Origin of the sequence: Bradyrhizobium sp. CCGUVB4N (assembly GCF_024199945.1) — a bacterium.
Lineage (GTDB): Bacteria > Pseudomonadota > Alphaproteobacteria > Rhizobiales > Xanthobacteraceae > Bradyrhizobium.
In genome coordinates this window covers 3313032-3337151 of the sequence record NZ_JANADP010000001.1, presented here as the reverse complement: position 1 = coordinate 3337151, position 24120 = coordinate 3313032, and the positions used below count along the sequence as shown (strand labels likewise).

Sequence of the window (24120 nt, the reverse complement as noted above, 5' to 3'; positions counted from 1 at the left end):
GGATTGAACGTCGAGAGACCATCCGGGTGGAAGCAGAATGCCAAGACGGCTCGAAGGTGAATTTGACTACATTGTCGTGGGTGCCGGCACGGCCGGCTGCATCCTCGCCAACCGGCTGTCGGCCGAGCCCAACAACCGCGTCCTCATCCTCGAGGCCGGCGGGGACGACAACTGGATCTGGTTCCACATTCCGGTCGGCTATCTCTTCGCGATCGGCAATCCGCGCTCGGACTGGATGTTCAAGACCGAGGCCGAGCCGGGCCTGAACGGCCGCGCGCTCGCCTATCCCCGCGGCAAGGTGATCGGCGGCTCTTCGGCGATCAACGCCATGATCTCGATGCGCGGACAGGCCGCCGATTACGATCACTGGCGCCAGCTCGGCATGACCGGCTGGGGCTATGATGACGTGCTGCCGCTGTTCAGGCGGCTGGAGGATCACTTCCTGGGCGCCAGCGAGCATCACGGCACCGGCGGCGGCTGGCGCATCGAGGCGCCGCGGCTGTCCTGGGACGTTCTCGATGCGGTCGGCGATGCCGCCGAGGAAATGGGCATCAAGCGCATCCCGGATTTCAACACCGGCGACAACGAAGGCACGAGCTATTTCCACGTCAACCAGAAGCGCGGCCGGCGCTGGTCGTCGGCGCGCGGCTTCCTCAAGCCGGCGCTGAGCCGGCCGAACCTGCGGCTCGAGAAGAACGTGCTGGTCGACCGTCTCATCATCGAGCAGGGCCGCGCCGTCGGCGTGCGCTTCATCCAGAACGGCGAGATCATCGAGGCGCGTGCCAAGCGCGAGGTGGTCCTCTCGGCAGGCTCGATCGGCTCGGTGCAGGTGCTGCATCGCTCCGGTATCGGGCCCGCTGATTGGCTGTCGCCGCTCGGCATCGACATCGTGATGGACAAGCCCGGCGTCGGCCGCAATCTGCAGGACCATCTGCAGCAGCGCGCGATCTACAAGGTCGAGGGCGTGCGGACGCTGAACGAGACCTATTACAACCTGTTCCGGCGCGGCCTGATGGGCCTCGACTACGCCTTCCGCCGCCGCGGTCCGCTGACCATGGCGCCATCGCAGCTCGGCATCTTCACGCGCTCCGATGCGACACGTGCGCGCGCCAATATCCAGTTTCACGTGCAGCCGCTGTCGCTCGACAAGTTCGGCGATCCCCTGCACCGCTTCCCTGCGATTACGGTGAGCGCCTGCAATCTCCAGCCGACCTCGCGCGGCACCGTGCGGCTGCGCTCGGCGACGCCGGACGAAAAGCCGATCATCGCGCCGAACTACCTGTCGACCGACGACGACCGCCAGGTCGGCGCCGATGCCATCCGCACCACGCGTCGGCTGATGCAGCAGAAGGCGCTGGCGAAATATCGCCCGAGCGAATATCTGCCCGGCCCCACCGTCGGCGACGACGACGCCTCGCTTGCCAAAGCCGCGGGCGATATCGGCACCACGATTTTCCATCCCGTCGGTACGGCGAAGATGGGCGCGGTGAGCGATCCGATGGCGGTGGTCGACGAGCGCCTGCGGTTCTATGGCCTCAGCGGTCTTCGTATCGTCGACGCCTCGATCATGCCGACGATCACCTCGGGCAATACCAACACGCCGACCGCGATGATCGCCGAGAAGGGTGCTGCGATGATCCTGGAGGATGCGAAGTAGCATCTCGTCTCCATGATCCCTCAGCGCTTTTCCATCGGCCCCGCCGGCGCAGAGATCGCCATGCTGCAATGGGGCGAGAGCGGCAAACCGCCAGCTCTGCTCGTGCATGGCACCGGCTTCGTCGCCGACGTCTGGGACGAGGTCGCGCGCGACCTCGCAGCGACCTACACCGTCTATGGGCTCGATCGCCGCGGCCATGGCGCGAGCCACAAGCCCAGCGTCTATCATTTTGCGGACTATGCCGACGATATCTGCAGGGTGATCGGCGCGCTGGGCTTGCACGACGTCTACGGCATCGGCCACAGCGCGGGCGCCACCGATCTGTTGCTGGCAGCCAAGCTGCTGCCGGGATGCTTCACGGGGCTGTTCGTGATGGAGCCGACCGTGATGAACCCGCACGCGGCGCGCGATCCGTCCGTGGGATTGAGCGAACAATCGCTGTCCCGCGTGCAGGGCGCGCTGCGCCGGCAGGCGGAGTTCGACAGTCACGAGGCCGTCTTCAACCGCTACCGTGCCGCGCCCGCCTTTGCGGATTGGAGCGAGGCTTCGCTCTGGGCCTATGTGCGGCACGGCTTTACGCCGCTCGGCGATGGCCGGGTGCGGCTTTGCTGCACGCCCGAGATCGAGTCGGCGATGCTGCGCCCGATCTACGAGGCGATGGAGCAGGTTTACACCGGCGACGCGCGCGGCAATCCGTTCGCCTGGTTCGGCGAGATCACGTGCCCTGTGACGGTGACCACCGCCGAGATGTCGGGGCCGATCTACAGGGAGATGGCGGCGCGCGCCGTGGCGCTGATCCCGCACACCCGCGCCCTCGCCTTCGAAGGTGCCGGCCATTGCGTGGCGCAGGAAGCTCCCGCCCTCGTTCTGCGGGCGGTCCGGGAATTTTCGGCGTAGATCCCCGTTCATCTTCCAAGTCCCGGGACCAGCGCAGCAAATGGCGCGCCGCCGGGCCGCGCCCGGCGTGTGTGACCCCACCTCACGAAAACGTCATCGGCCCCCGCGAATAAACCGCCCCCTCCCCCGATCACCTCCCCGAAGCCCAATTCCGGGCCCAAGGAGACGTGCGATGAGCGGACACGATCACGGGGACGGCGTCAGCCGCCGCAAGGTGCTGGAATGCATGACATGGGCCGGCACCGGTGTGCTCTGGACCATTACGGGCGGCGTGCCGCGCTCGCTCGGCATCATCGATTCCGCCGAGGCCGCGACCGCCGCAGCGCCCGGCATGACCTTCCTCCAGATCAGCGACAGCCATGTCGGCTTCGACAAGCCGGCCAATCCCAACGCGCTCGGCACGCTGGAGGAAGCCGTCAACAAGATCAATGCGATGCCGGTCAAGCCGTCGTTCATGATCCACACCGGCGACATCACCCATCTGTCCAAGGCCTCCGAGTTCGACAACGCCGACCGCATCATCTCGCAGTCCAAGCTGGACGTGCATTACGTCCCCGGCGAGCATGACTTCCTCGACGAAGAGGTGAAGTTCTATCGCGAGCGCTACGGCCGCGGCACCAAGGGTGCGGGCTGGTACTCCTTCGACGCCGGCGGCGTGCACTTCGTCGGCCTCGTCAATGTCGTCGACCTCAAGGGCGGCGGCCTCGGCAACCTCGGCGCCGAGCAGCTGGCCTGGCTCGAGGACGATCTCCGCGGCAAGTCCAAGTCGACCCCGATCGTGCTATTCGCCCACATCCCGCTCTGGACCGTCTATCCGGAATGGGGCTGGGGCACCGAGGACGGCGGCCGCGCGCTCGAATACGTCAAGGGTTTCGGCTCGGTCACCGTGCTGAACGGCCACATTCACCAGGTGATGCAGAAGGTCGAGGGCAACGTCACCTTCCACACCGCGCGCTCGACCGCCTTCCCGCAGCCGGCGCCGGGCACCGCCGCGTCGCCCGGACCGATGAAGGTCGAGGACGCCAAGCTCCGTTCGATGCTCGGGGTCGCCAGCATCAACTTCAAGCAGAACGAGCAGCGGCTCGCGATCATCGACACGCCGCTGCAGGGTTGATCCAGGGCCGAACGGAAGCTGACAATGAAGACACTCAATCGCCGCGACTTCGGGGTCGCCGTGGCCGCGGCCATCCTGATCCCCGTCACAACCGCCCGTGCCGACGACAGCAACATGGAGGTGCATATCGACAATTTCGTTTTCCAGCCTCCGGAACTCAAGATCAAGGTCGGCACGACCATCACCTGGACCAACCGGGACGACATCCCCCACACGGTGGTGTCGGCCGGCAAGTTCCGGTCCAAGACCCTGGATACCGACGACAAGTTCACGTTCACCTTCACCAATGCGGGCGACTACAAGTATTTTTGTTCGTTGCACCCGCACATGACCGGGATGATCAAGGTTGAGTAACGTCTCCAACCAAGGCATCTCTGTCTTGCCCGGCCGGTGGTCCCACGCCGGCCGGGCTCGCGTGCCTTCGGTCAGGCCCAACAACGACGCGCACGCAACGACGGACGAAACGCAGCAAGAGGCAAAGCGAGAGGCGATGCCCGTCAGCGACGATTTCCAGAAGGCGCAGCGCTTCCGCGAGGCGGCGCTCCCCTATCTCGACGACGTCTACACGCTCGCACGATATCTGCTGCGCGACGCCTCCGACGCGGAGGACGCGGTGCAGGAATGCTATTTGCGTGCGCTGAAGCACTTCGACAGCTATCGCGGCCCGGCGATGAAGCCGTGGCTGTTCGCGATCCTGCGCAACGTCTGCAACGCCGAATATGCCAGGCGCGCGCACTCGCACGCCGCGATCGAGGATACGCCCGGCGCCGCCGACCAGACGCCGATGTGGCAGGAGAACGAGGCGAGCCCGGAGACCGAGGTCTTGCGCAGCCGCGACGCCGGCGCCATTCGCAAGATGATCGACGCGCTCGCCGAGCCGTTCAAGGAAACCTTCGTGCTGCGGGAGATCAACAACCTGTCCTATCGTGAAATTGCAGAAGCCGTCGGTGCCCCCGTCGGCACCGTGATGTCCCGCCTCGCCCGCGCCCGCGCCATGCTGCGCGCGGCCTGGACGGCGGAAGAGGAGCATTCGAAATGACCTGCGACGAAGCACAAATCCTGCTTCACGCGCTGCTCGACAACGAGCTCGATGCCGGCCATGCGCGCGAGGTCGAAGCCCATATCGCCGGCTGTCCCGCCTGCACGGCCGAGTTGACGGCCCAGCGCGAGATGAAGCGCGTGCTGGCCGACACCAAGCTGCGCTACAGCGCGCCGGCTAGCCTGCGCGCCCGCATCGAGGCATCGATGCCGCAGGCGCGGCCGCAGCCGAGCCGTCGCTCCGTGTTGCGCGGTTTCGCGATGGGTTCGGCAGTCTCGGCGCTTGCCGCCTCCGGCGTCGTCGCCGTCGTGCTGCGCCAGGACGACCAGCAGCGCATCCTCTCGGAAGTCGTCTCCGCCCATCTGCGCTCGCTGCAGGCCGGCCATCTCATCGACGTCGTCTCGACCGACCAGCACACGGTCAAACCCTGGTTCAACGGCAAGCTCGACGTCGCCCCGCCCGTGATCGATCTCACCGCGCAGGGCTTCACGCTGGTCGGCGGCCGGCTCGACTATGTCGATGCGCGCGCCATCGGCGCCGTCGTTTACAAGCGCCGGCAGCACATCATCAACCTGTTCGTGTCGCAGACCGCGAGCACCGAGCATCGGCCGCCGAAGACGCAGACCATGCAGGGCTTCAACTGCCGCCGCTGGGGCGAGCGCGGCCTGAATTTCTGGGCCGTCAGCGATATCGGCGGCGACGAGCTTACCGAGTTCGTCGACAAGTTCGAGACGGCCATGAAGGCGAACGTGGAGGGATAGCGGCCTCACCGCCGCCCCCGCGAACGTTCAACGTGACGGGTCTCACGGTCCTCCCAGGCGCAACGCGGCAGATTGCAGCCGTCATCAAGGAGGACAAAAATGATTCCGTTACTGATTGTCTCGACCACCCTGCCGTCGATGTTCGCTGCCGGCTGTGCCGCGGTGCTGGCGTTGAAAGACCGCAAGCAGTGGATATGGTTTGCAGCTCTCGCCGTGCTCGCAGGCGTCGGCGGAATACTGACCCTGGGCATCCTCCGCGCCTGGAACTACCCCGTGTAGTCCTGGCGAACGAGCCGGTCCCGCCGCTATTCGAGCGGAGGAAATCGTTCGAACACCGGCAGTTCGTGTGCCCTCTCCATCCAGCCAATCCGCTCGGCGACCTGGATGTGCATCATGGCCGGAACGGCATCGGGGTGATCGTAGGTGCCGCTCTGGATGTCGATGATGCCAGGCATCAGGCTTTCATTGATATAGAATAGCCCCGTGCCGCAATCGGCACAGAAGTGACGTCGTCCATGCTCAGAGGAGTGATAGATGCTGGGCTGGCCGCGCACGAGCTTGACCGCTTCGCGCGAATACATCGCCCAGCCAACCATCGGTGCCCCGGAATGGCGACGGCAATCCACGCAATGACAGAGCGCGTGCACCATCGTGTCGCCGTTCACTTCATAGCGGATCGCGCCGCAATGGCAGCCACCAGTTACAGGCACGGCTCACTCCTCTCCCGGCCAGATCAGTGCCGGGAAAGTAAGTGCCGAGTTGGCGTTTTGGGAGGCGTCCTGCTTCAGCAGGTCGCACGTCGCGACACCACGCCGCGGGGTCCTACGCCGACCGCCGCACCGCGTTGTCGACCAGCGTCTTGCCGAGCGACCAGATCGCGCCGGGGACCTTGTGGCTGCCGGCGATGACGTCGTCGAAGGCGCGCTCGATCCAGTTGCAGTCTTCTTCGGTGATGGTGAGCGGCGGCAGCAGCTTGATGGTGTGGCTGCCGTGGCCGGCGACCTGCGTCAGGATCTTGTGATCCTTGAACAGCGGCACGGTGATGAGCTGGCAGAACAGGCCCTTGTTGGCGGCCTCCAGCACGTTCCAGGATGCCCGCAGCCGCAGCGATTTCGGCGGCCCGAACTCGATGCCGATCATCAGGCCCTTGCCGCGCACTTCCTTCATCAGCTCGTAGCCGGGCACCATGCGGGTGAGCGCGAGGCGAAGCTCGGCGCCGCGCTTGGCGGCGGACTCGATCAGCTTCTCCGATTCCATCACGTCGAGCGTGGCGATGCCGGCGGCCATCGCGAGATCGTTCTTGGAGAAGGTCGAACCGTGCACCACCGCGCGGTCCATCTGGTTGAAGATCTTGTCGAAGATGTTCTTGCGCGTCAGCACGGCGCCGACCGGCACGTGGCCGCCCGAGAGCGACTTCGACAGCAGCACCATGTCGGGCTCGACATTCCAGTGCTCGACCGCGAGGAAGCGGCCGGTGCGGCCCATGCCGGTCTGGATCTCGTCGGCGACGAACAGCGTGCCGTACTTCTTGCAGAGCGCGGCGGCACCCGGCAGGAACTCGTCGGAGGGCATGTTGACGCCCTTGCCCTGGATCGGCTCGACCACGAAGGCCGCGACCTCGCGCGAGGCCAGCGCCTTCTCGAGCGCGGCGAGATCGTTGAACGGAACCGAGGTGCACCCCGGCAGCAACGGCTCGAAGCCGGTGCGGAAGTTCGAATCACCTGTCAGCGACAGCGCGCCATAGGTCAGGCCGTGATAGCCGTGGGCGCAGTAGACGATGCCGGGGCGGCCGGTGGCGCCGCGGGCGAACTTGATGGCCGCCTCGACGCATTCGGCGCCGGAATTGGCAAAGAACGCCTTGTCGAGATAGGGAACGTATTTCAACAGCCGCTCGGCGAGCACGCCGGCCAGCACCGAGACGTCGAACTGGACGAGATTGGGCAGATCGGCGTCGAGCACGCTCTTCAGCGCGTCGCGCATCACCGGATGGTTGCGACCGATTGCGAACACGCCAAAGCCGGACAGGAGGTCGAGATAGCGCGCACCCTCGCGATCGTAGAGGTACTGCCCCTGCCCCTTCTGGAAGCCGACATCGTAGCCGATGGTCTTGAGAACCCGGACGAACTGCTCGTTCAGGTACCGATTATGCAGGGTGCTGCGCTGGGCCTGACGGTCCGCGAACAACTGGGACATGTCTGGATTTGGACTGTTCATCCGCTACATACTTCGGTTGAGGGCCGCTTCGTCAACTGAAAACGGTCAGCAAACGGAAAAGGGTCTGTGCGGCCTTTTGCCCTTTTTCGGACCATCTTCGCAAGCACAGCTTTAAACCATGTTGCACTGCCAAGGAACACTCATGCGTTTGGCCATTTACACCGGAATAATACTGGCGGGCGGTTACGTCGGCCTGACACCGGCGCTTGCCGCCGATCCCACCGGCGACTGGCGGGTCGCCGACGGCGTTGCCAATATCCGCGTCGCCCAATGCAACGGCAGCATGTGGGGCGCGGTTTCCTGGGAAAAGCAGCCCGGAGGCCGCGATGAGAACAACCCCGATGTCTCAAAAAAGAACAGACCGACACTGGGCATGGCGACCCTGATCAACATGAAGAAGGCGGCCGGCGCCGAGCAGTGGGAGGGTCAGGTCTACAACGCGAAAGATGGTCAGATGTACAGCGCGACCATCACGCCTGTCGGCACCGACCAGCTCGAGATCAAGGGCTGCGTGCTGGGCTTCCTGTGCGGCGGCGAGACCTGGACCCGGGTCGGTCCACCCATTCCTTCGAGCTCTTCCAATGCGATGGCCAAGGGTGCACCGAAAACCACCGGAGCGGCGCCAAAGGCCGCAACCACGCCACCTGCTGCAGCGCCTGCGCCAGCACCTGCGGCCACGGCACCGAAGAACGCTGCCGTCGCCGCCAAGCCTGGTCAGAAGAGCGCAACCGCCGATCCCGTCGGCGACATCTGCTTACTCCCTGAGATTGCGGGGCTTGCCCATTAGGGCCGGCTGAAACAGCAGCACTGCGGCAAGCGTCGTCACCAGAGAAAGTGCGAGCAGCTTGCCCATGCTGGACGTGCCCGGATGGCTCGACAGCCACAGGCTGCCGAACGCGGTCGCCGTCGTCAGTGCGCTGAAGAAGATCGCGCGCGTCAGGCTGGTCTGAAGCAGGTTTGTCCTGCCGGACCGCCACGCCACGACATAATAGATCTTGAACGCGACACCCACGCCGAGCAGCAGCGGGAACGCGACGATATTGGCGAAGTTGAGCGGCAGGCCGATCAACACGCAGATCTCGAGCGTCACCGCGCCCGCAACCAGAAGCGGCACCAGCGTCATCAGCACGTCGACGACACGGCGCAGCGTGATCCACAACAGCAGACCGATCACCAGCAACGCATAGATGCCGGCATGGATGAAGGCGTTCACCACGGTGTCGCCGGATTTCAAGATCGAGACCGGCCCGCCGATCGCGGTCGGCTCGGCCTCGAGCACGGCTGCCGCAAACTTGCGCAGCGTGTCGTTGTCGTTGGGATCGCCCTTCGGCTGAGCTTCGACGCGGATGATTCCGTCCTTGCTCTTCCAGGCGTTCACGAGATCGGGCGGCAGTGACTTCAGGGTGACCGGCTCGGCCTGCAGCGCGTTCCTGAGCTGGTCGAACACGATCTTCAGCGGCGTGACGAACACGTCCTGTGCCTTGTTGCGGGTCGCCTCATCCGAATTGGCGAGCTTCTCCAGCGCGTCCGCGAGCCGCCGCGAGGCGATCGCGCCCGGGCCCTTGGCGTCACCGGCGGTCCGGCGCAGATTTTCGACCGAGGATTTCAGCGACTCGACATTCTCCTGGTCGGTCGGCGCCGCGTCGACCTGGTCGGGGTTGAGCGCGGGGCCCAACACCTTGGCGCCCTGCGCGAGCAGCTTCAGCTTCGGCTGCTGGTCTTCCGGCACGAAGCTGTTGAGCGACATCACGCGCAACACTTCCGGCACCTTCTCCAGCTTCGCCTCGACCTGCTTGGCCTGCTCTTCCGTGGTGACCATCACGTTGATGGCGTTGGCGCCGGTGTTGGGATCCTTGCGCAAGTCGAGGAAAGTGGCGATCGACTCGGCCTTCGGGTTGCGCAGGTTCATCGGGTTGAAGTCGAACTTCAGGAAGTAGAGCAGCGGCAGGCCCGCGAGCGCCAGCAGCAACGTGCCGCCCACGACTAGGACGCGGTGCTTCTCCAGGAAGTAATCGAGCGGCGCCAGGAAGGCATAGCCCACCGGCTCCTTTTCGCCCGGCGGGTTCAGCAGCTTCAGCATCGCGGGCAATATCGTGATGCTGGAGAGGAACGCCACCAGCATGCCGACGCCGGCAATCTGGCCGAGCTCGGAGATGCCCTTGTAATCGGTCGGCAGGAAACAGAGGAAGCCGGCGGCCGTCGCCATGGCCGCCAGCGACAGCGGCACCGCGGAGCGCTTCGCGGCACGCACCAGCGCGGCGGTGAGATCGTCGTGCTTGTAGCGCTCCGAGCGGTAGCGAACGCTGTACTGGATGCCGAAATCGACGCCCAGTCCGACGAACAGCACGGCGAACGCGATCGACAGCAGGTTGAACGAGCCGACCATCATCAGGCCGGCGGCGGTCGTCAGCGCAAGGCCGACGAACAGATTGACGAACACCGCGAAGATGATCTTCGAGGAGTGCAGCGCAAGCCACAGGATCAGGAGCACGACGAGCACCGTGCCGACGCCGTTGACGACAGCACCTTCCTGGACGGTGGCATATTCCTCGTTGGCGATCGGGACCGGACCTGTCAGGCGTACCCGCGCCTGATATTTGGTCGCAAAATCGAGATCAGCCGCGGCCTTGCGGATCGCGTCGGTGGCGCCCTTGCCGGGCTCGAGCGCGTTGTAGTCGAGGATCGGCTTGAACTCGATGAAGGCGCGCTTGTCGGAATCCGACAGCGGCTGGTCGCTGACGAGTTCGCGCCAGGAGAAGCTCGCATTGCCCTTGTTGAGCACGGTCTCGACCGTCCCCGCGATCTGGTTGAACGGCCGCGCGGTGCTGTCGAGCTTGACCTGCCCTCGCTTGACGCCGGCGAGCCCGGTCTCCAGCGCACCGGTCAGACCGCGGATCGACGGATCGCCGGCCATGATCTCGATCAGGGGCGCTGCGGATTCGAACTGGCTGGTGATCTTGCCGACTTCCTCGGTCGGCAGAAACAGCAGGCCGTTCTTCTCGAAGAACTCACCGGTGCCGAGCTGCTGCATCGACTGGAAGTCGGTCTTGTTGTCCTTCAGCTTGGCAAACAGCGCGTCCGCGGCTGCGGTCGCCATCTCCGGCGTCCTGGCCTCGACGACCGCGAGGATCGTCGCGTCGCGGTCGAAGGCGCGGTCAAACTGCTGGTCGCGTTGGCGCCAGTCCAGATTCTGGGCAATCAGAGAATTGATGTCGGTGTTGATGGCGAAGTGTTGGGACGTGTAATAGCCCGCCCCCACCGCCAGCAGGAGCCCGAGAACGACGACAAGGGTAGCAAACCGGGTACAGGCCCTGACGATGGCAACGACTACGCTTTGCAGCACGTATTTTCTTTCTAGTGTTAACAGCCTGCCGAAAACGCCCGCTGTTTAACGGAGTTCCCGGGCGAAACCTATTGCTGTTTTGGGTAGCTCTCGCGGGAACAAGGTTCGAAGTAAACGCCGGGAGACCGTGGCAAAATCATGCGGGAGCGCCGGTATAGCCGGGGAGATGAGGCGGTAAAGTGACGAAGGGGTGAGCACAAATGTCGCCATCTTGCTCAGTCGAAATGAGGTATTATAATGCCTCAGATCGTTGTCGCCGGGAACCGCTGGACTTGTTCCACCTTTCCTTGCCGCCGATTTTTTGACACAAAGTGCTGTGCCTGCATGCGCCTGGGCCCAGATGGGGTGGGCGGTTACCGCGGTCGCGATACCAATGGTGCGGATATTGCAACATTGGCCCTATCGGGGTGCCGCCGGGACAATTGAGCGGATTGGTGCAAATTGCGTGATGGGCGTCCAATGGAAGTTTATCTAGCGCAGCCGCGCGGCTTTTGCGCAGGCGTGGTGCGCGCGATCGAGATCGTGGAAAAGGCCCTGCAGAAGTACGGGCCGCCGGTCTACGTGCGCCATGAGATCGTGCACAACAAATACGTCGTCGAGAGCCTGAAGAACAAGGGCGCGATCTTCGTCGAGGAACTGTCCGAAGTTCCACCGAAGGCTGTCACCGTTTTCAGTGCCCATGGCGTCGCCCGCAGCGTCGAGGAAGAAGCCGCCGCCCGCGACCTTCCGGTGCTGAACGCCACCTGCCCCCTGGTCACGAAAGTTCACAATCAGGGGAAGCGTTACATCACCAAGGGCCGTACCCTGGTCCTGATCGGCCATGCCGGCCACCCCGAGGTCGAGGGCACGATGGGCCAGGTTCCCGGGCCCGTTTTGCTGGTCCAGAGCGTCGAGGAGGCCAAGGCCCTGGCGCTGCCGGCGGATACGCCAGTGGCCTACATCACCCAGACCACGCTGTCGGTCGACGACACCAAGGGCATTATCGAGGCCCTTCAAGCTAAATTTACAGATATTCAAGGCCCAGACATCCGGGATATCTGCTATGCGACACAGAACCGCCAATCTGCGGTAAGGGACTTGAGCAAGCTGGTTGACGTGATTTTGGTGGTGGGTGCTGCCAATAGCTCGAACTCGAACCGGCTCCGCGAAATCGGCACTGAAGCCGGCGTCGCGAGTTATCTGATCGCTGATGGCCGCGAGCTCAATCCGGAGTGGTTGAATGGTGCCAGGACCGTCGGCCTCACGGCCGGCGCCTCGGCGCCTGAGGTGCTGGTGGATGACGTGATCGAAGCGCTGCGGCGGATCGGACCGGTGACGGTCTCGGTGCTCCCCGGCCGCGAGGAAAACATCGAATTCAGGCTTCCGGCCCAACTGGCTGCAAGCTGACCTACCCGAATTTCAAGCCCAGAAAGAAACGTGTAATGGCAATCCCCTTCTTCAAGGAAATGCGTATCGGCGGCTATTTGCTCAAGCAGAAACTGCTTGGCCGCAAACGCTATCCGCTCGTGCTGATGCTGGAGCCGCTGTTCCGCTGCAACCTCGCCTGCGTCGGCTGCGGCAAGATCGATTATCCGGATGCGATCCTCAACCGTCGCATGACCGCACAGGAGTGCTGGGACGCGGCCGACGAGTGCGGCGCGCCGATGGTGGCGATCCCCGGCGGCGAGCCGCTGATCCACAAGGAGATCGGCGAGATCGTGCGCGGCCTGGTCGCGCGCAAGAAGTTCGTCTCGCTCTGCACCAACGCGCTGCTGCTCGAGAAGAAGCTCGACCTGTTCGAGCCCTCCCCGTACCTGTTCTTCTCCGTGCATCTCGACGGCCTGAAGGACCATCACGACAAGGCGGTGTCGCAGAAGGGCGTGTTCGACCGCGCCGTCTCCGCGATCAAGGCGGCGAAGGCCCGCGGCTTCACCGTCAACGTCAACGCCACCATCTTCGACGGCCACCCGGCCGAGGAGATCGCAAAGTTCCTCGACCTCACCGTCGAGCTCGGTGTCGGCGTCTCGATGTCGCCCGGCTACGCCTATGAGCGCGCGCCGGACCAGGAGCACTTCCTCAACCGCACCAAGACCAAGAAGCTGTTCCGCGACGTCTTTGCGATGGGCAAGGGCAAGAAGTGGAATTTCATGCATTCCGGCCTGTTCCTGGACTTCCTCGCCGGCAACCAGGAATACGAGTGCACGCCGTGGGGCATGCCCGCGCGCAACATCTTCGGTTGGCAGAAACCCTGCTATCTCCTCGGTGAAGGCTACGCCAAAACCTTCAAGGAGCTGATGGACACCACCGACTGGGAAACCTACGGCACCGGCAAGTACGAGAAGTGCGCCGACTGTATGGCCCATTGCGGCTACGAGCCGACGGCCGCGACCGCAGCCCTCAACAACCCGATCAAGGCGATGTGGGTGTCGCTGCGCGGCATCAAGACCACTGGCCCGATGGTGCCGGAGATCGACATGTCGAAGCAGCGCCCGGCGCAGTACATCTTCTCGGAACAGGTCCAGAAGAAGCTCTCCGAGATCCGCAAGGACGAAGCCGAGGCAGCTCAGGCCAAGGCCGCACGGAAGGCTTCGACTGCTGCGTAAGCGGGCGAGTCAGCACGAACAACAAAAAGGCCCGGTCGTGCGACCGGGCCTTTTCTTTTGTCAGCTTGAAGACACCGCTCAGGCCGCCTCGGAAACCGCGGCCTCGCTCTCCACGAGCTCCGTCCCGATCAGGAAGTCGCGGCAGCCACGAAGCGAGCGCAGCGCGCGATTGAAGTCGATGCCGGTCGAGACCAGGGCGTGGAGCGTTGCCGGGTTGCGGACGATGCCGCGCAGGACGGCCGCGAGGTCGATCTGGCCGTTCGGCTTGATGGCGGCGCGGGCCAGTGCCGGCAGCGCGCGGTGGGCGGGATCGCTGATGACGCGGACCGCGGCGAACGGCAGGCCGGCTTCGGCGGCATAGGCGGCCGCTATGTGGCTTTCCATGTCGACGGCGGAGGCACCGGTTTCCGAATGCAGCGCGGCCTTGCAGGAGCTCCCGGTGACCACTTCCTCGGCACCGGCCAGGGAACCGCGCACGACCCGGCGGCGGCCGGAGGTCAGCTTGTCGATGAGGTCGTCGCTGAGCGACAGGCCGGCACCCCAGCGGGCGTCGCCCGAGAGCACCTCGGTCGCCACCACGACGTCACCGGAACGCAGCGTCGGGTCGAGCCCACCGGCCACCCCGAACGAGATCACGCCACGAATCGTCTGGGGATCCACCACCGTCAGCAGCGCACGCAACTGGGTCGGGCTGCTCGACGAGCAAATAACCGCCATTCCGGGCCCGGCAGCAATGCGGGCCTCCTGAACCAATCCGGTCACGATCAGAATCGGCCGCGGATCAATGGCATTACCCGCGGTAATATAGTCCCCCGTCCCCAAAGTCACATCCCGACCCCTACCACCCTGCTGTTGGTGTTCCGCAAGTTCCGATACCGCGCCAGCGCCCATAGTGGGAAGAACTTCGGGTAACCATGATACCGCAGATAGAACACGCGGGGAAAGCCTGTGGCGGTGTACCGCTGCTCGTCCCACAGTCCTTTTTCGTTCTGTGTTGCAATCAAGTACTCCACCCCGCGGGCGACGGCCGGGTGATCAACCTCGCCAGCAGCCATCAGGGCAAGCAAGGCCCATGCCGTTTGCGAGGCGGTCGACGGGGCGGGTTCCCAACCCTTGTAGTCCAGCCGGTAGCTGACGGCGTCCTCGCCCCAGCCGCCGTCCTCGTTCTGGATCGAGGCCAGCCAGTCGGACGCCTTACGCATCATGGGATCGTTGCGGGGAACTCCAGCCATGTTGAGGGCGCAGAGCACCGACCAGGTTCCATAGATGAAGTTCATGCCCCAGCGGCCATACCAGGAGCCTTCCGGGTGCTGGGTCTTGCGCAGATAGGCGACACCATCGGCGACGTGCTTGCTGGTCTTCTCGGTCTCGCCAAGCTGGGCCAGCATCGAGATGCAGCGCGCCGTGACGTCCTCGGTCGGCGGATCGAGCAGCGCGCCATGGTCCGAGAACGGGATGTTGTTCAGGTAATATTCGAGGTTGTTGACGTCGAAGGCGGCCCAGCCGCCATCGTCGCTCTGCATGCCCTCGATCCACTCCCGGCCGCGGTCGATCGCGGCGTCATAGCCGGTCGCTCCGTGCTCGCGGCGCATGCGGTCCATCGACATCACCACGACGGCGGTGTCGTCGAGATCGGGGTAATGGGCATTGTTGTACTGGAACGCCCAGCCGCCCGGACGCACGTCGGGCCGCTTTACCGCCCAGTCGCCCTTCACCTCGAGTTCCTGCTTCGGGATCAGCCAGTCGAGCCCCTGCTTCGCCGCAGGCACCGCCTTGTCACCGCCGGCCTCGAGCAGTGCATGTGCGGTGAGCGTCGTGTCCCACACCGGCGAGACGCAGGGCTGACAGTAGGCCTCGTCGCCCTTGATCACGAGCAGCTTGTCGATGCCGCGCCGCGTGATCGCGCGCGGCGGGAAGTTCTCGTCCTTGCCGAGCGCGTCATACATCATGACGATGTTGGCCATGGGCGGATAGATCGCGCCCATACCGTCCTCGCCATTGAGCCGCTCTTCGGTGAACGCGAGCGCGGCATCGATCGCGCGCTTGCGCAGGCTCTTCGGAAACATCGGCTCGATGACGCGCAGGATCGCATCGAGCGAACGAAACAGCAGGAACCAGGCCATGCTCTGATGCGGCGCCTTGGCGGTCATGCCGATCGAGCGCGGATCCTGCAGGAACAATTCGTCGATGCCGACGCCCTTCGGATTCCGCGCCAGCGGCTTGAGCGCGGCGATGACCATCAGCGGCACCATGGTGGTGCGCGCCCAGTAGGAGATCTTGTTGAGGTGGAACGGCGACCAGAACGGCAGCAGCACGATCTCGATCGGCAACACCGGCACCGCGCGCCAGGTCACCACGCCGAACGTCGCAAGCAGAAAGCGCGTGAAGACGTTGCTGTTGATGGCGCCACCGCGGGAATGGATCGCCTCGCGCGCGCGCACCATGTGTGGCGCGTCCACGGAATCGCCGATCATCTTCAGCGCGAAGTAAGCCTTCACGCTGGCGCTCATGTCGAACTCGCCGTCATGCACCAGCGGCCAGCCACCATGGGCGCCCTGGATGCGACGCAGATAGTTGCCGATCTTGGCCTCGAGCGCGATGTCGACCGGCTCCGCGAGGTAATGGCGCAGCAGGACGTATTCGGCCGGGATCGTGCAGTCGGCCTCGAGCTCGAAGACCCAATGGCCGTCGGATTGCTGAAGGCCGAGCACGCCTTGCGTGGCCGACGCAATGCTCGATTCCAAAGCTTCGCGGTTGGTCGCGGTCACGGAATCCATGTCGCTCGATTGCTCCGAGTGTCGATTGAAAGTGACGGGGACATTGCCCGTCAGGGCCGCTTTGCGGCCAAAACCAGATCGGCGGCGCGATCACCGGACCGGACCGATCCCTCGATCGTTGCCGGCAATCCCGTAGCAGTCCAGTCGCCGGCAAGGAACAGGTTTTTCAGCGCGGTGACCGGCCCCGGACGCAGGGCATTCTGCGCCGGCGTTGCCGCAAATGTGGCACGGCGCTCGCGCACGATCTGCCACGGCGGCAATTCGCCGGAGACACCGCCGGCCGCGCAGACGTCGTTCCAGATCGTCTGCGCGAGCTCCTCGCGCGGCATGTCGACGAGGCGGTCGCCGTTGCTGATGGTGACGGAGAGCCGGTTCGGGAACGCAAACAGCCATTCGACGACGCCGCCGATGACGCCCAGGATCGGCGCCGCGCCCGGCGGCGGCTCGAAGCGGAAATGCGCATTCACAATGGCGCGGAATTCGGTCGGCGCCGTCAGGCCCGGCAGCAGGCTCGTCGCCGCGCGTGGCGGCACCGCCATCACGATCACGTCGCCCGCAGCAAGCTGGACCACATCCTCGCCGCCGAAATTCAGCGCGCTGACCTTGCCGTCGCTGGTGATGAAGGACCGCAGCTCATGGCCGAGCTGAACGGTGTGGCCGCGCTCGTCCAAGAATTTCACGGCAGGCTCGATCAGCACGGCGCTGAGGCCGTCGCGCGCGATCAGCGGGCGGCAGGCCTGCCCGCCCGCAAGCAGCGTCTCACGCACGATGGCACCGGCCAGCCCGGCCGAACCTTCGGGCGGATCGACATTGAGTGCGGCGAGCAGCAGCGGCTGCACCAGGCGATGATAGAGCGTGCCCTCGGTAGGAATGGACTTGCCGACCAGCGTCTGTTCCGACGCCCAGATCAGCGGAGCCAGCTTGAGATAATCGGTGAGTCCGGTATCGGGCACGCGGCGGCTCTCGTCGAGCACCCAGGTCGGTAGCCGGCCCGAACCAAGATCGATCTGCCAGCGCTGCCCGGTCTTGATGTCGACGAATGGAAACTGCGCGCTTTCAGGACCGACCAGCCCCGCCTCGGTGCCGATCGACCGCGCATAGGCGCGCGCGTGGCTGTTGCCCGACAGCAGCAGATGGTTGCCGTTGTCGATGGTGAGATTGGTGGCGCCGTCGAAATAAGAGCGGCAGCGGCCGCCGGCCTGGTGCGTCGCCTCGTGCACGGCGATCTTGAAGCCGGCATTGGCGAGCCGCACAGCGGCGGAGAGGCCGGAAATTCCAGCGCCGATGATGTGAGCTGTGTTTTGCATCAGATGAAAGCGTAGCGGAACAGGATCGCGAAGCGTGTGACCTTCGACACACGCACCGGCTCGCGCGGCGCGTTGAAGCCGCGCGCGATCAGGAGGTCCAGGATGGCGTGATAGTACTTCGACATGATCCGCGGCGCGCGCACCGCGCGGCGCCTGTTGCGATTCATGATCTCGTCCGACTTCTCGAAATGTGCCTTGGCGCGCTGCGTCAGCGGCAGGCAGACTTTCGGCAGCCCGCGCTCGGCGATCACGCGGTTCGGATCGTTGGAGGTGATGCCGGCATGCAGCAGCGCCTCGCGCGGCAGATAGAGCCGGCCGAGCGTGGCATCTTCGTCGATGTCGCGCAGGATGTTGGTGAGCTGCAGCGCGCGCCCCAGGTGATAAGCGAGCTGGATGCCGTCCTCTTCCGGCAGGCCGAACACCCGCACCGACAGCCGTCCGACGGCGCTGGCAACGCGATCGCAATAGAGATCCAGCGTCGCCATGTCGGGTGCGCGGATGTCCTGCGGCACGTCCATCTCCATGCCGTCGACGATGGCGAGAAAATCCTCGCGCTTCAGCCCGAAGGTCTTCACCGAGGTGACGTAGTCCTTCAACCGCGGCGGCGGATTGCCCTGGTAGAGCGCGTCGATGTCGTTGCGCCATTCCTGGAGCGCGGCGAGCCGCTCGTCGCGCGGGCCGTCGGAATCGGCGATGTCGTCGACCTGGCGGCAGAAGCTGTAGATCTGGAACATCGCCTCGCGCTGGTCGCGCGGCAGGATGCGCATCGCAGCGTAGAAGGAGCTGTTCGATGCGGACGATCCATAATTGGCGCTGGGCGCGGTCGCCTCAAGCGTCATGGGCAGTCCCCGGACTAGAGATGGCCTTGCGGCCGATCGCACGGCGGCCGACTTCGCCGATCATGCCGGCGAGGCTGAAGGTGAGCAGTTCAAACTTGTTCAGATGCACGCGCTCGCGCAAGGGATCGCGCACCTTGAGCAGGCGCACGATGCGGTCGGCATAGGCCTGGATCACCGCAACGTCGACGCCGAGGCGGACATCCCGGATCTCCGCAGCTAACGACCTGCCCTCGCCCAGCAGCGCTTCGTTGCGCACGGCGAGCCCCTGGAGGCAGGCCAGCATCGCCGGCGGCGACTGCGCAAGTCCGAGCTGCTCGACCGAGGCGCCGCTTGCGGCCAGGGCATCGCGCGGCAGATAGACGCGATTGAGCTCGCGGAAATCCTTACCGCAATCCTGGAGGTGGTTGTTGATCTGAAGGCCCGCGCAGAGCGCATCCGACGCGGCCCAGGTCGAGGTGCTCTCGCCATGGACGTCGAGCATGAATCGGCCGACCGGCATCGCCGAATAGCGGCAATAGTGGATGACCTCGTCCCAGTTCTCGTAGCGCAGTTTCGTCACGTCCATGCGGAACGCGATGAGCACGTCGAGCGCGTGGCGGGGCGCCATGCCACGTTCGGCGAGCGCACGCCGCAGCGCAACGGCTTCAGCCTGGGTGTCGCCCTTGCCGAGCAGTTCCGCCTCGAGCAGGTCGAGATAGCGAAGCTTTTCGTCCGCCGGCAAGGTTGCGTGGTCGGCGATGTCGTCGGCCGTGCGGACGAAATTGTAATACGCCAGAATCAGCGCGCGATGACGCGGATGAATGATCCAGGACGCGACGGGAAAATTCTCGTCGCGGTCACCCTTGCCGGATCGCAATTCGCTCGCAGAGGTCATCGAGGGCTGATCAACAATCGTTTGGACAGGAAGGGCTTTTGCGCTCGCGCGGGCTCATGCCAGCGACGCCGCCGCGGCCCCCATATAGGGGAATACGGCCGCAAAACCAATCCTGTCTCTCGATGGCAGCCCTGCGGATCCGGCCTGAAAAAGGCGGCCCCACGGCCGCCTTTGTGGGCCAGTGGCCGAGCTTACTGGTTGTGGTTCTTCAGGACCTGGTCGCAGGCCTGCGAGATCTTGGCCCGGTTCTCCTTGAGGCAGGCCAGGATGGTGAAATCGCCCTGGTCGATGACCGGACGGCAGAACTTCTGCACGTCGCGCGTGCAGGCCTTCTGCTCGGCGTCCGTGCCACGCCCCTGCTGGGCGAACGCAGCCGTGGACAGGGTTGCCGACAGCACGGTGAGGGCGACGAGAAGCTTACGCATTGTATTCCTTCATTCTGACGGCAGAATCTCACCAATCCCGGACAGCACAGGGCGGACGACGGGAACGGATTGTTCTGATGGCAAGTTGCCGCGGAAAGAGCGGCACCGGAGAAGGCACAAGCGCTGGTAAATGCGGCCAAATTGGCGCCGCGCCTACCAAATCAGGTCTTCCCTCGGTCTTCATTGGCAGATGTAAGGGTTTGATACTACGTCATAATTCGGGCAAGCGGCGTTTTACTGCATACCTGTTGCAGAGCTGCATCTGTCCGAGCGGCCATTTCGGCCAGAAATACATGGAAACAGAGGAAATCCGGGGACAGCTCGTGGCAAGACCGCTCCGCGAGCCCGACATTGTGGGCGGCCAGGCCTTGAACCCGACGCAGGCTCTTGAACCTGACACGGGCTCACAACACTAAACTTTCGATGTGGCGAGACGTCCTGTCATGAACGGACGTGGTTCCAAAACGGGATATTGATGATGAAATTCTTTGGGCGATCTGAACTGGCAATCAAGGCGGCCGGCATTGGTGCGGCGCTGCTCTTCTCAGTTGCGGCAAGCCACGCTCAGTCGTCCGGGCCGTTCGCCGGCTTCGACGGGGCGTGGACCGGGACCGGCACCGTGAATCTGTCGGACGGCTCGACCGAGCGCATCCGATGCAAGGCGGATTACAAGGTTGCCGGCACGGGCCTCAACCTCAAGCAGGCGCTGCACTGCGCGTCCGACAGCTACAAGTTCGACCTCACCAGCGACGTGACGAGCCAGGGCGAGCGGATCTCCGGCAACTGGAGCGAGTCCAACCGCAACATATTCGGCAATTTGCAGGGCACCGCCGGCGGCGGTCAGATCGACGTGTTCGTCGAGGCCAATGGTTTCGCCGCCAATCTGTCGCTGCGCACCAACGGCTCCAAACAGACCGTGCAGATCTCGTCGAAGGGTGAGATCCGCGGCGTCAACATCACGATGACGAAGGGCTGATCGCCCTTCCCGCTTTCAAGAGAACACGCCCCCGGTTTTCGCGAGCCGGGGGCTTTTTACTGACATGGACCGATTTCGCAGACAGCTGCTTTGGGGACTTGGTTGGGGAGTTGGGCTCCTCGCAACTCACCGTGCCCGGGCCAACGATCAACCGCCACCCCAGGGAGGAGCGGATATGTCGGCTTCGTCAGTGAAACCGCGTCACGTGCTTTGTTTCCTCGGCAAGGATGAAAGCCTGCTGCATCCGCCGAAAGCGGTCGCAAAGACGATCACCGATTTCGGTTTCGAGATCGACCGCACCTATTCGCAGGCGCAGTCCGATCCGCATATGACGCGATCGTTCGGGGTCTGCTGGGACCGCGTCTTTCCCAATGCGTGGTCCGCCGCCGACGAGGCCGCCGTCGCCAACCACAAATCCGTGCTCTACGTGCTGAGCCCGCCGATGGAGCAGCAGAAGGCGGTCGCCTATTCGGCCGCGGCCTTGCGTATCGTCGAAGAGCTGATCGAGGCCGGAGCCACCGCCGTGAAGGGGGAGAGCGCGGGCGTCGCCCACGGGATCAAGCGGTGGATGCAGTTGGCCGGCGAGTGCAAGGCGGCGGCGAAGACGAACCAGGGCCTCGCCCTCACGGCCGCGATGGGGCGGACCTGTCGCCTCGCCTTCGCCAAGCGCCCGCTCGGAGGCGCGGCCTACAACGAAAGCGTTGGCTTCCATCTCGTCGGGCTGCCGGAGATCTATGTGCCGAAAGCGCGCGGCAGCGATCGCGACGCGGTGAAGCTCATGGACGAGATCGCCGACGCGATGGCTGAACGTGGCATCGACGCGACGCTGCGCGATCGCAAGCTCACGCTCTCACGAGAACAGGATTACGCCCAGGACGATTTCAAGTTCAACCCGTACGGGATCGTTCGCATCGACGCGTGAGCGTGAGGCGGCGTCTGCCGCCCCGCTCAGATCGCCGGCTTGTCGGGGCCGTGAAGCTTGGCGTGCAGGTTGATCAGCCACATCGCGGTCGGCCGCAGGATGAAGAGGTCGGCCACCAGCGCCGCCACCATCGAGAAGGCGCTGAGCCAGCCGAACAGCCGAAGCGATGGCAGGTCCGAGAACACGGTGACGACGAGGCCACTGGCCAGGACCACCGTGGTCAGGATCAGCGCCGGGCCGACCAGCACGGTCGCCCGTTCGACCGCCAGCGCCGAACCGACGCCCGGCTTGCTCTCCAATCGCAGGCGATTGAGGAAGTGGATGGTGGCGCTCAGGCCCAAGCCGAACGAGACGGTGAGCGCGACGACGCTGGCGAATTGCAACCCCTCGCCCATCGCCCACAGCACCGTTCCCGACATCACCACCGGGAAGATGCCCGGCAGGATGCAGGCAAACATCACCACCCAGGAACGGAAGGCGAGGCCAATGAAGATCGCGACCAACGCGAATTCGACGGTGAGGCCGCGGTTCAGCTTCTCGATCATGCCGGCCGAATTGCGTGCGGCGATGGCGGCGAGACCGGTGACGGCAACCTCGTAGCCGGGGTGCTTCTTGCGGACGGCGTCGAGCTCGGAGTCGAGCTTGTCGACGATCGGCAGGAGCTGGCTGGAATCCTTGTCCGGCACGCGGCCGGCCACGACCACCGCATCCTGCTCGGCATCGATGAAGCGTCGCACCAGATGCTCGGGAATGACGTTCACATATTCCTTGAGAGTTGCGACATCGTCGCTGCCGGCCTTTTCCGCCAGCCAGCGGCGCAGCGTCTCCAGCGACCAGACATTGCCCACGCCGGCCGCCTTCTCCACGGTCGCATGCACGTCGGCGATGGTTTGCAGCGTTTCCGGCGAGTAGAGCGTTTCGCCCTTGGGAAGCTGGATCAGGACGTTGACCGGATTCGCGCCGGTGAGCTTGGCGTCGAGCCGGTTGCTGGCGGCGACCGCCTGGCGCTTGTCGGGCACCTGGTCGGCGAGCCGGTAGCGCGGCTGAAGATTGGCGTAGACGACGCCGAGGCCAGCGACGAACACCAGCGCGATCAGGCTGAACAGGCCGGGCCGGCCGACCATGCGCACCGCGATCCAGTAGCAGAAATTGCGCAGCGCCTGCACGCCGGCATCCGCGCTCTGGAACTTGACCGCAAAGAGCTTCTCGTTGCGTACGAACAGCACGCCGAACACCGGCACCAGCGACAGCACCGTAACCAGCGCGATGATGGTCGCGGCGAGGCCTGCTTCACCGAATTTGCGGATCAGGTCGGAATCGGAGAACTGGAGCGCGATGAAGGAAATGCCGGCGGTGCCATGCGTCAGCACGCAGGCCGGGCCCACCACCAGCACCGCATTCTTGAACGCGGTGAACTTGTCCTGGCCCGCGATCAGCCGGTCACGCGCGGCAAAGGTGAGCTGCATCGAGTCCGAGAACGAGATCACCATGATGAGCGGCGTCATCACGTTCAGGAACATGTTGAGATTGAAATTCGCCCAGCCGAGCGCGCCGAGTGCAATCAGGATCGCGATCATCGGGGGGAACGCCGCCACCACCATGAACGAGATCTTGCGGAAGAAGATGATGGCGATGACGCAGCCGGCGAGAATGCCGAGGATGTTGTAGGTGAGGCCGTCGCGCTCGACCGCGTTGCGGATCTCGAGCTGCATCACCGGCACGCCGGAGAGCTGCACGCTGAGCCCGGTGTCGCCGAGATCCTCCTTCATCAATGCGCGGATGTCGCCAACGGTCTTGGTGAGCTTGTTGGAGGCGACCACTGCCGGATCGAGCGACAGCACGATCAGCGCGAGCGTACCGTCCTCGGACAAGAGCTTGCCGCGGATGATCTCGTTGTTTTTGACGGTCTCGATGAACTGGTCATAGGCCGCGCCTTCGGGCAGCTCGGCCGGGAACAACGCGGCCGGCAACTTGCCCGGCGCCGGCGCCTGGCGCGCCGAGAACAGCGAGACCAGGCCGCGGGTGCCTTCGACCAGCTGCATGTCGGTGACGAAGTCGCGCAGCTTCTCGAGGTTCTTCCGTGCCAGGAGTTTCTGGCCTTCGACCACGACGAGGACGTCGAATTCCTCTGCCGGGAACTTCTTGGTCACCGCTTCATACTGGCGGAATTCCGGTGTGTTGGAGCGGAACAGCTGCGACAGCGAATCGTCGATCTTGATCCGATAGATGCCGAACACCGCGGCAACGATCAGCGCGAGCAGGATGATGCAGGAGACGATCGGCGCGCGGACTGCAATCAGCCCGATGCGCTCCAGCCCGAAGGCGATGGAGGACGTAGGCCCCTGCTCGACCTTGTCGACATGAACCTCATTCTCGCGGTGCTTTTCGAGCAT

Annotated in this window: 22 protein-coding genes; 12 read left to right on the top strand and 10 right to left on the bottom strand. The window is 64.5% G+C overall.

Features of this window, described 5'->3' with window-relative positions; genetic code table 11:
- The first annotated feature begins 37 nt into the window (after window positions 1-37).
- From NLM31_RS15055 to NLM31_RS15025, 7 genes are all read left to right on the top strand, one after another.
- The gene (locus NLM31_RS15055) at window positions 38-1657 is read left to right on the top strand and encodes a GMC family oxidoreductase (protein ID WP_254192727.1); all 1620 of its coding nucleotides are present in this window, start codon (window positions 38-40) and stop codon (window positions 1655-1657) included.
- Between the two features lie 12 nt (window positions 1658-1669).
- Entirely contained in the window at window positions 1670-2554 is an 885-nt protein-coding gene (locus tag NLM31_RS15050) for an alpha/beta fold hydrolase (RefSeq protein WP_254192726.1), read from the top strand.
- A gap of 172 nt (window positions 2555-2726) precedes the next feature.
- Entirely contained in the window at window positions 2727-3668 is a 942-nt protein-coding gene (locus tag NLM31_RS15045; protein ID WP_254192725.1) for a metallophosphoesterase, read from the top strand.
- Between the two features lie 24 nt (window positions 3669-3692).
- Window positions 3693-4022 carry a cupredoxin family copper-binding protein gene (locus tag NLM31_RS15040; protein WP_254130110.1) on the top strand — a complete coding sequence of 110 codons (330 nt, stop codon included), beginning with the start codon at window positions 3693-3695 and terminating at the stop codon, window positions 4020-4022.
- Window positions 4023-4158: 136 nt separating this feature from the next.
- Window positions 4159-4707 (top strand): sigma-70 family RNA polymerase sigma factor, encoded by a 549-nt coding sequence (locus NLM31_RS15035; protein WP_187437320.1) that lies wholly within the window; start codon window positions 4159-4161, stop codon window positions 4705-4707.
- Window positions 4704-5468: an anti-sigma factor gene (locus NLM31_RS15030; RefSeq protein WP_254130109.1), complete on the top strand. Its 765-nt coding sequence runs from the start codon at window positions 4704-4706 to the stop codon at window positions 5466-5468. Before NLM31_RS15035 ends, NLM31_RS15030 begins: the two co-directional genes overlap by 4 nt.
- A gap of 99 nt (window positions 5469-5567) precedes the next feature.
- Window positions 5568-5747, top strand: coding sequence for a hypothetical protein (locus NLM31_RS15025; RefSeq protein WP_254130108.1), 180 nt, complete (start codon window positions 5568-5570; stop codon window positions 5745-5747).
- A gap of 26 nt (window positions 5748-5773) precedes the next feature.
- Here the strand turns inward: NLM31_RS15025 and NLM31_RS15020 are convergent, their stop codons facing one another.
- Complete coding sequence (locus NLM31_RS15020) at window positions 5774-6118, bottom strand: GFA family protein (RefSeq protein WP_254196187.1); 345 nt, start codon at window positions 6116-6118, stop codon at window positions 5774-5776.
- A gap of 172 nt (window positions 6119-6290) precedes the next feature.
- A complete protein-coding gene (gene hpnO, locus NLM31_RS15015) occupies window positions 6291-7682 on the bottom strand; it encodes an aminobacteriohopanetriol synthase HpnO (protein ID WP_254130107.1) in 1392 nt (463 codons plus the stop codon).
- A 142-nt stretch (window positions 7683-7824) separates the two neighbouring features.
- Here hpnO and NLM31_RS15010 point away from each other — a divergent pair, with 142 nt between their 5' ends.
- Window positions 7825-8469 carry a DUF2147 domain-containing protein gene (locus tag NLM31_RS15010; RefSeq protein WP_254192724.1) on the top strand — a complete coding sequence of 215 codons (645 nt, stop codon included), beginning with the start codon at window positions 7825-7827 and terminating at the stop codon, window positions 8467-8469.
- Here the strand turns inward: NLM31_RS15010 and NLM31_RS15005 are convergent.
- Window positions 8437-11025 carry an MMPL family transporter gene (locus NLM31_RS15005; RefSeq protein WP_254192723.1) on the bottom strand — a complete coding sequence of 863 codons (2589 nt, stop codon included), beginning with the start codon at window positions 11023-11025 and terminating at the stop codon, window positions 8437-8439. The genes NLM31_RS15010 and NLM31_RS15005 overlap by 33 nt on opposite strands.
- 459 nt (window positions 11026-11484) lie before the next feature.
- Here NLM31_RS15005 and ispH point away from each other — a divergent pair, with 459 nt between their 5' ends.
- Window positions 11485-12411, top strand: coding sequence for a 4-hydroxy-3-methylbut-2-enyl diphosphate reductase (gene ispH, locus NLM31_RS15000; RefSeq protein ID WP_254135330.1), 927 nt, complete (start codon window positions 11485-11487; stop codon window positions 12409-12411).
- Window positions 12412-12446: 35 nt separating this feature from the next.
- Window positions 12447-13607: an adenosyl-hopene transferase HpnH gene (hpnH, locus tag NLM31_RS14995; protein ID WP_254192722.1), complete on the top strand. Its 1161-nt coding sequence runs from the start codon at window positions 12447-12449 to the stop codon at window positions 13605-13607.
- 78 nt (window positions 13608-13685) lie between these two features.
- Here the strand turns inward: hpnH and NLM31_RS14990 are convergent, their stop codons facing one another.
- The 6 genes from NLM31_RS14990 to NLM31_RS14965 form a co-directional block, all read right to left on the bottom strand.
- The gene (locus tag NLM31_RS14990) at window positions 13686-14435 is read right to left on the bottom strand and encodes a phosphorylase (RefSeq protein WP_254130103.1); all 750 of its coding nucleotides are present in this window, start codon (window positions 14433-14435) and stop codon (window positions 13686-13688) included.
- Entirely contained in the window at window positions 14432-16384 is a 1953-nt protein-coding gene (gene shc / locus NLM31_RS14985) for a squalene--hopene cyclase (RefSeq protein WP_254192721.1), read from the bottom strand. The genes NLM31_RS14990 and shc overlap by 4 nt, the downstream gene beginning before the upstream one ends.
- 50 nt (window positions 16385-16434) lie before the next feature.
- On the bottom strand, window positions 16435-17691 hold the full coding sequence (gene hpnE, locus NLM31_RS14980) for a hydroxysqualene dehydroxylase HpnE (RefSeq protein ID WP_254192720.1): 1257 nt from the start codon (window positions 17689-17691) through the stop codon (window positions 16435-16437).
- Window positions 17691-18530, bottom strand: a complete 840-nt coding sequence (gene hpnD / locus NLM31_RS14975) for a presqualene diphosphate synthase HpnD (RefSeq protein ID WP_254192719.1) — start codon at window positions 18528-18530, stop codon at window positions 17691-17693. Before hpnD ends, hpnE begins: the two co-directional genes overlap by 1 nt.
- Window positions 18520-19404 carry a squalene synthase HpnC gene (gene hpnC / locus NLM31_RS14970; protein WP_254192718.1) on the bottom strand — a complete coding sequence of 295 codons (885 nt, stop codon included), beginning with the start codon at window positions 19402-19404 and terminating at the stop codon, window positions 18520-18522. Before hpnC ends, hpnD begins: the two co-directional genes overlap by 11 nt.
- A gap of 191 nt (window positions 19405-19595) precedes the next feature.
- Window positions 19596-19829 (bottom strand): hypothetical protein, encoded by a 234-nt coding sequence (locus tag NLM31_RS14965; protein ID WP_188101991.1) that lies wholly within the window; start codon window positions 19827-19829, stop codon window positions 19596-19598.
- A 478-nt stretch (window positions 19830-20307) separates the two neighbouring features.
- Between NLM31_RS14965 and NLM31_RS14960 the strand changes: the two genes are divergently transcribed.
- Both NLM31_RS14960 and NLM31_RS14955 read left to right on the top strand, forming a co-directional pair.
- On the top strand, window positions 20308-20805 hold the full coding sequence (locus NLM31_RS14960) for a hypothetical protein (RefSeq protein ID WP_254135329.1): 498 nt from the start codon (window positions 20308-20310) through the stop codon (window positions 20803-20805).
- A gap of 64 nt (window positions 20806-20869) precedes the next feature.
- Complete coding sequence (locus tag NLM31_RS14955) at window positions 20870-21727, top strand: hypothetical protein (protein WP_375167486.1); 858 nt, start codon at window positions 20870-20872, stop codon at window positions 21725-21727.
- A 26-nt stretch (window positions 21728-21753) separates the two neighbouring features.
- Here NLM31_RS14955 and NLM31_RS14950 read toward each other — a convergent pair whose 3' ends face one another.
- Window positions 21754-24120 (bottom strand): RND family transporter, encoded by a 2367-nt coding sequence (locus NLM31_RS14950; protein ID WP_254130097.1) that lies wholly within the window; start codon window positions 24118-24120, stop codon window positions 21754-21756.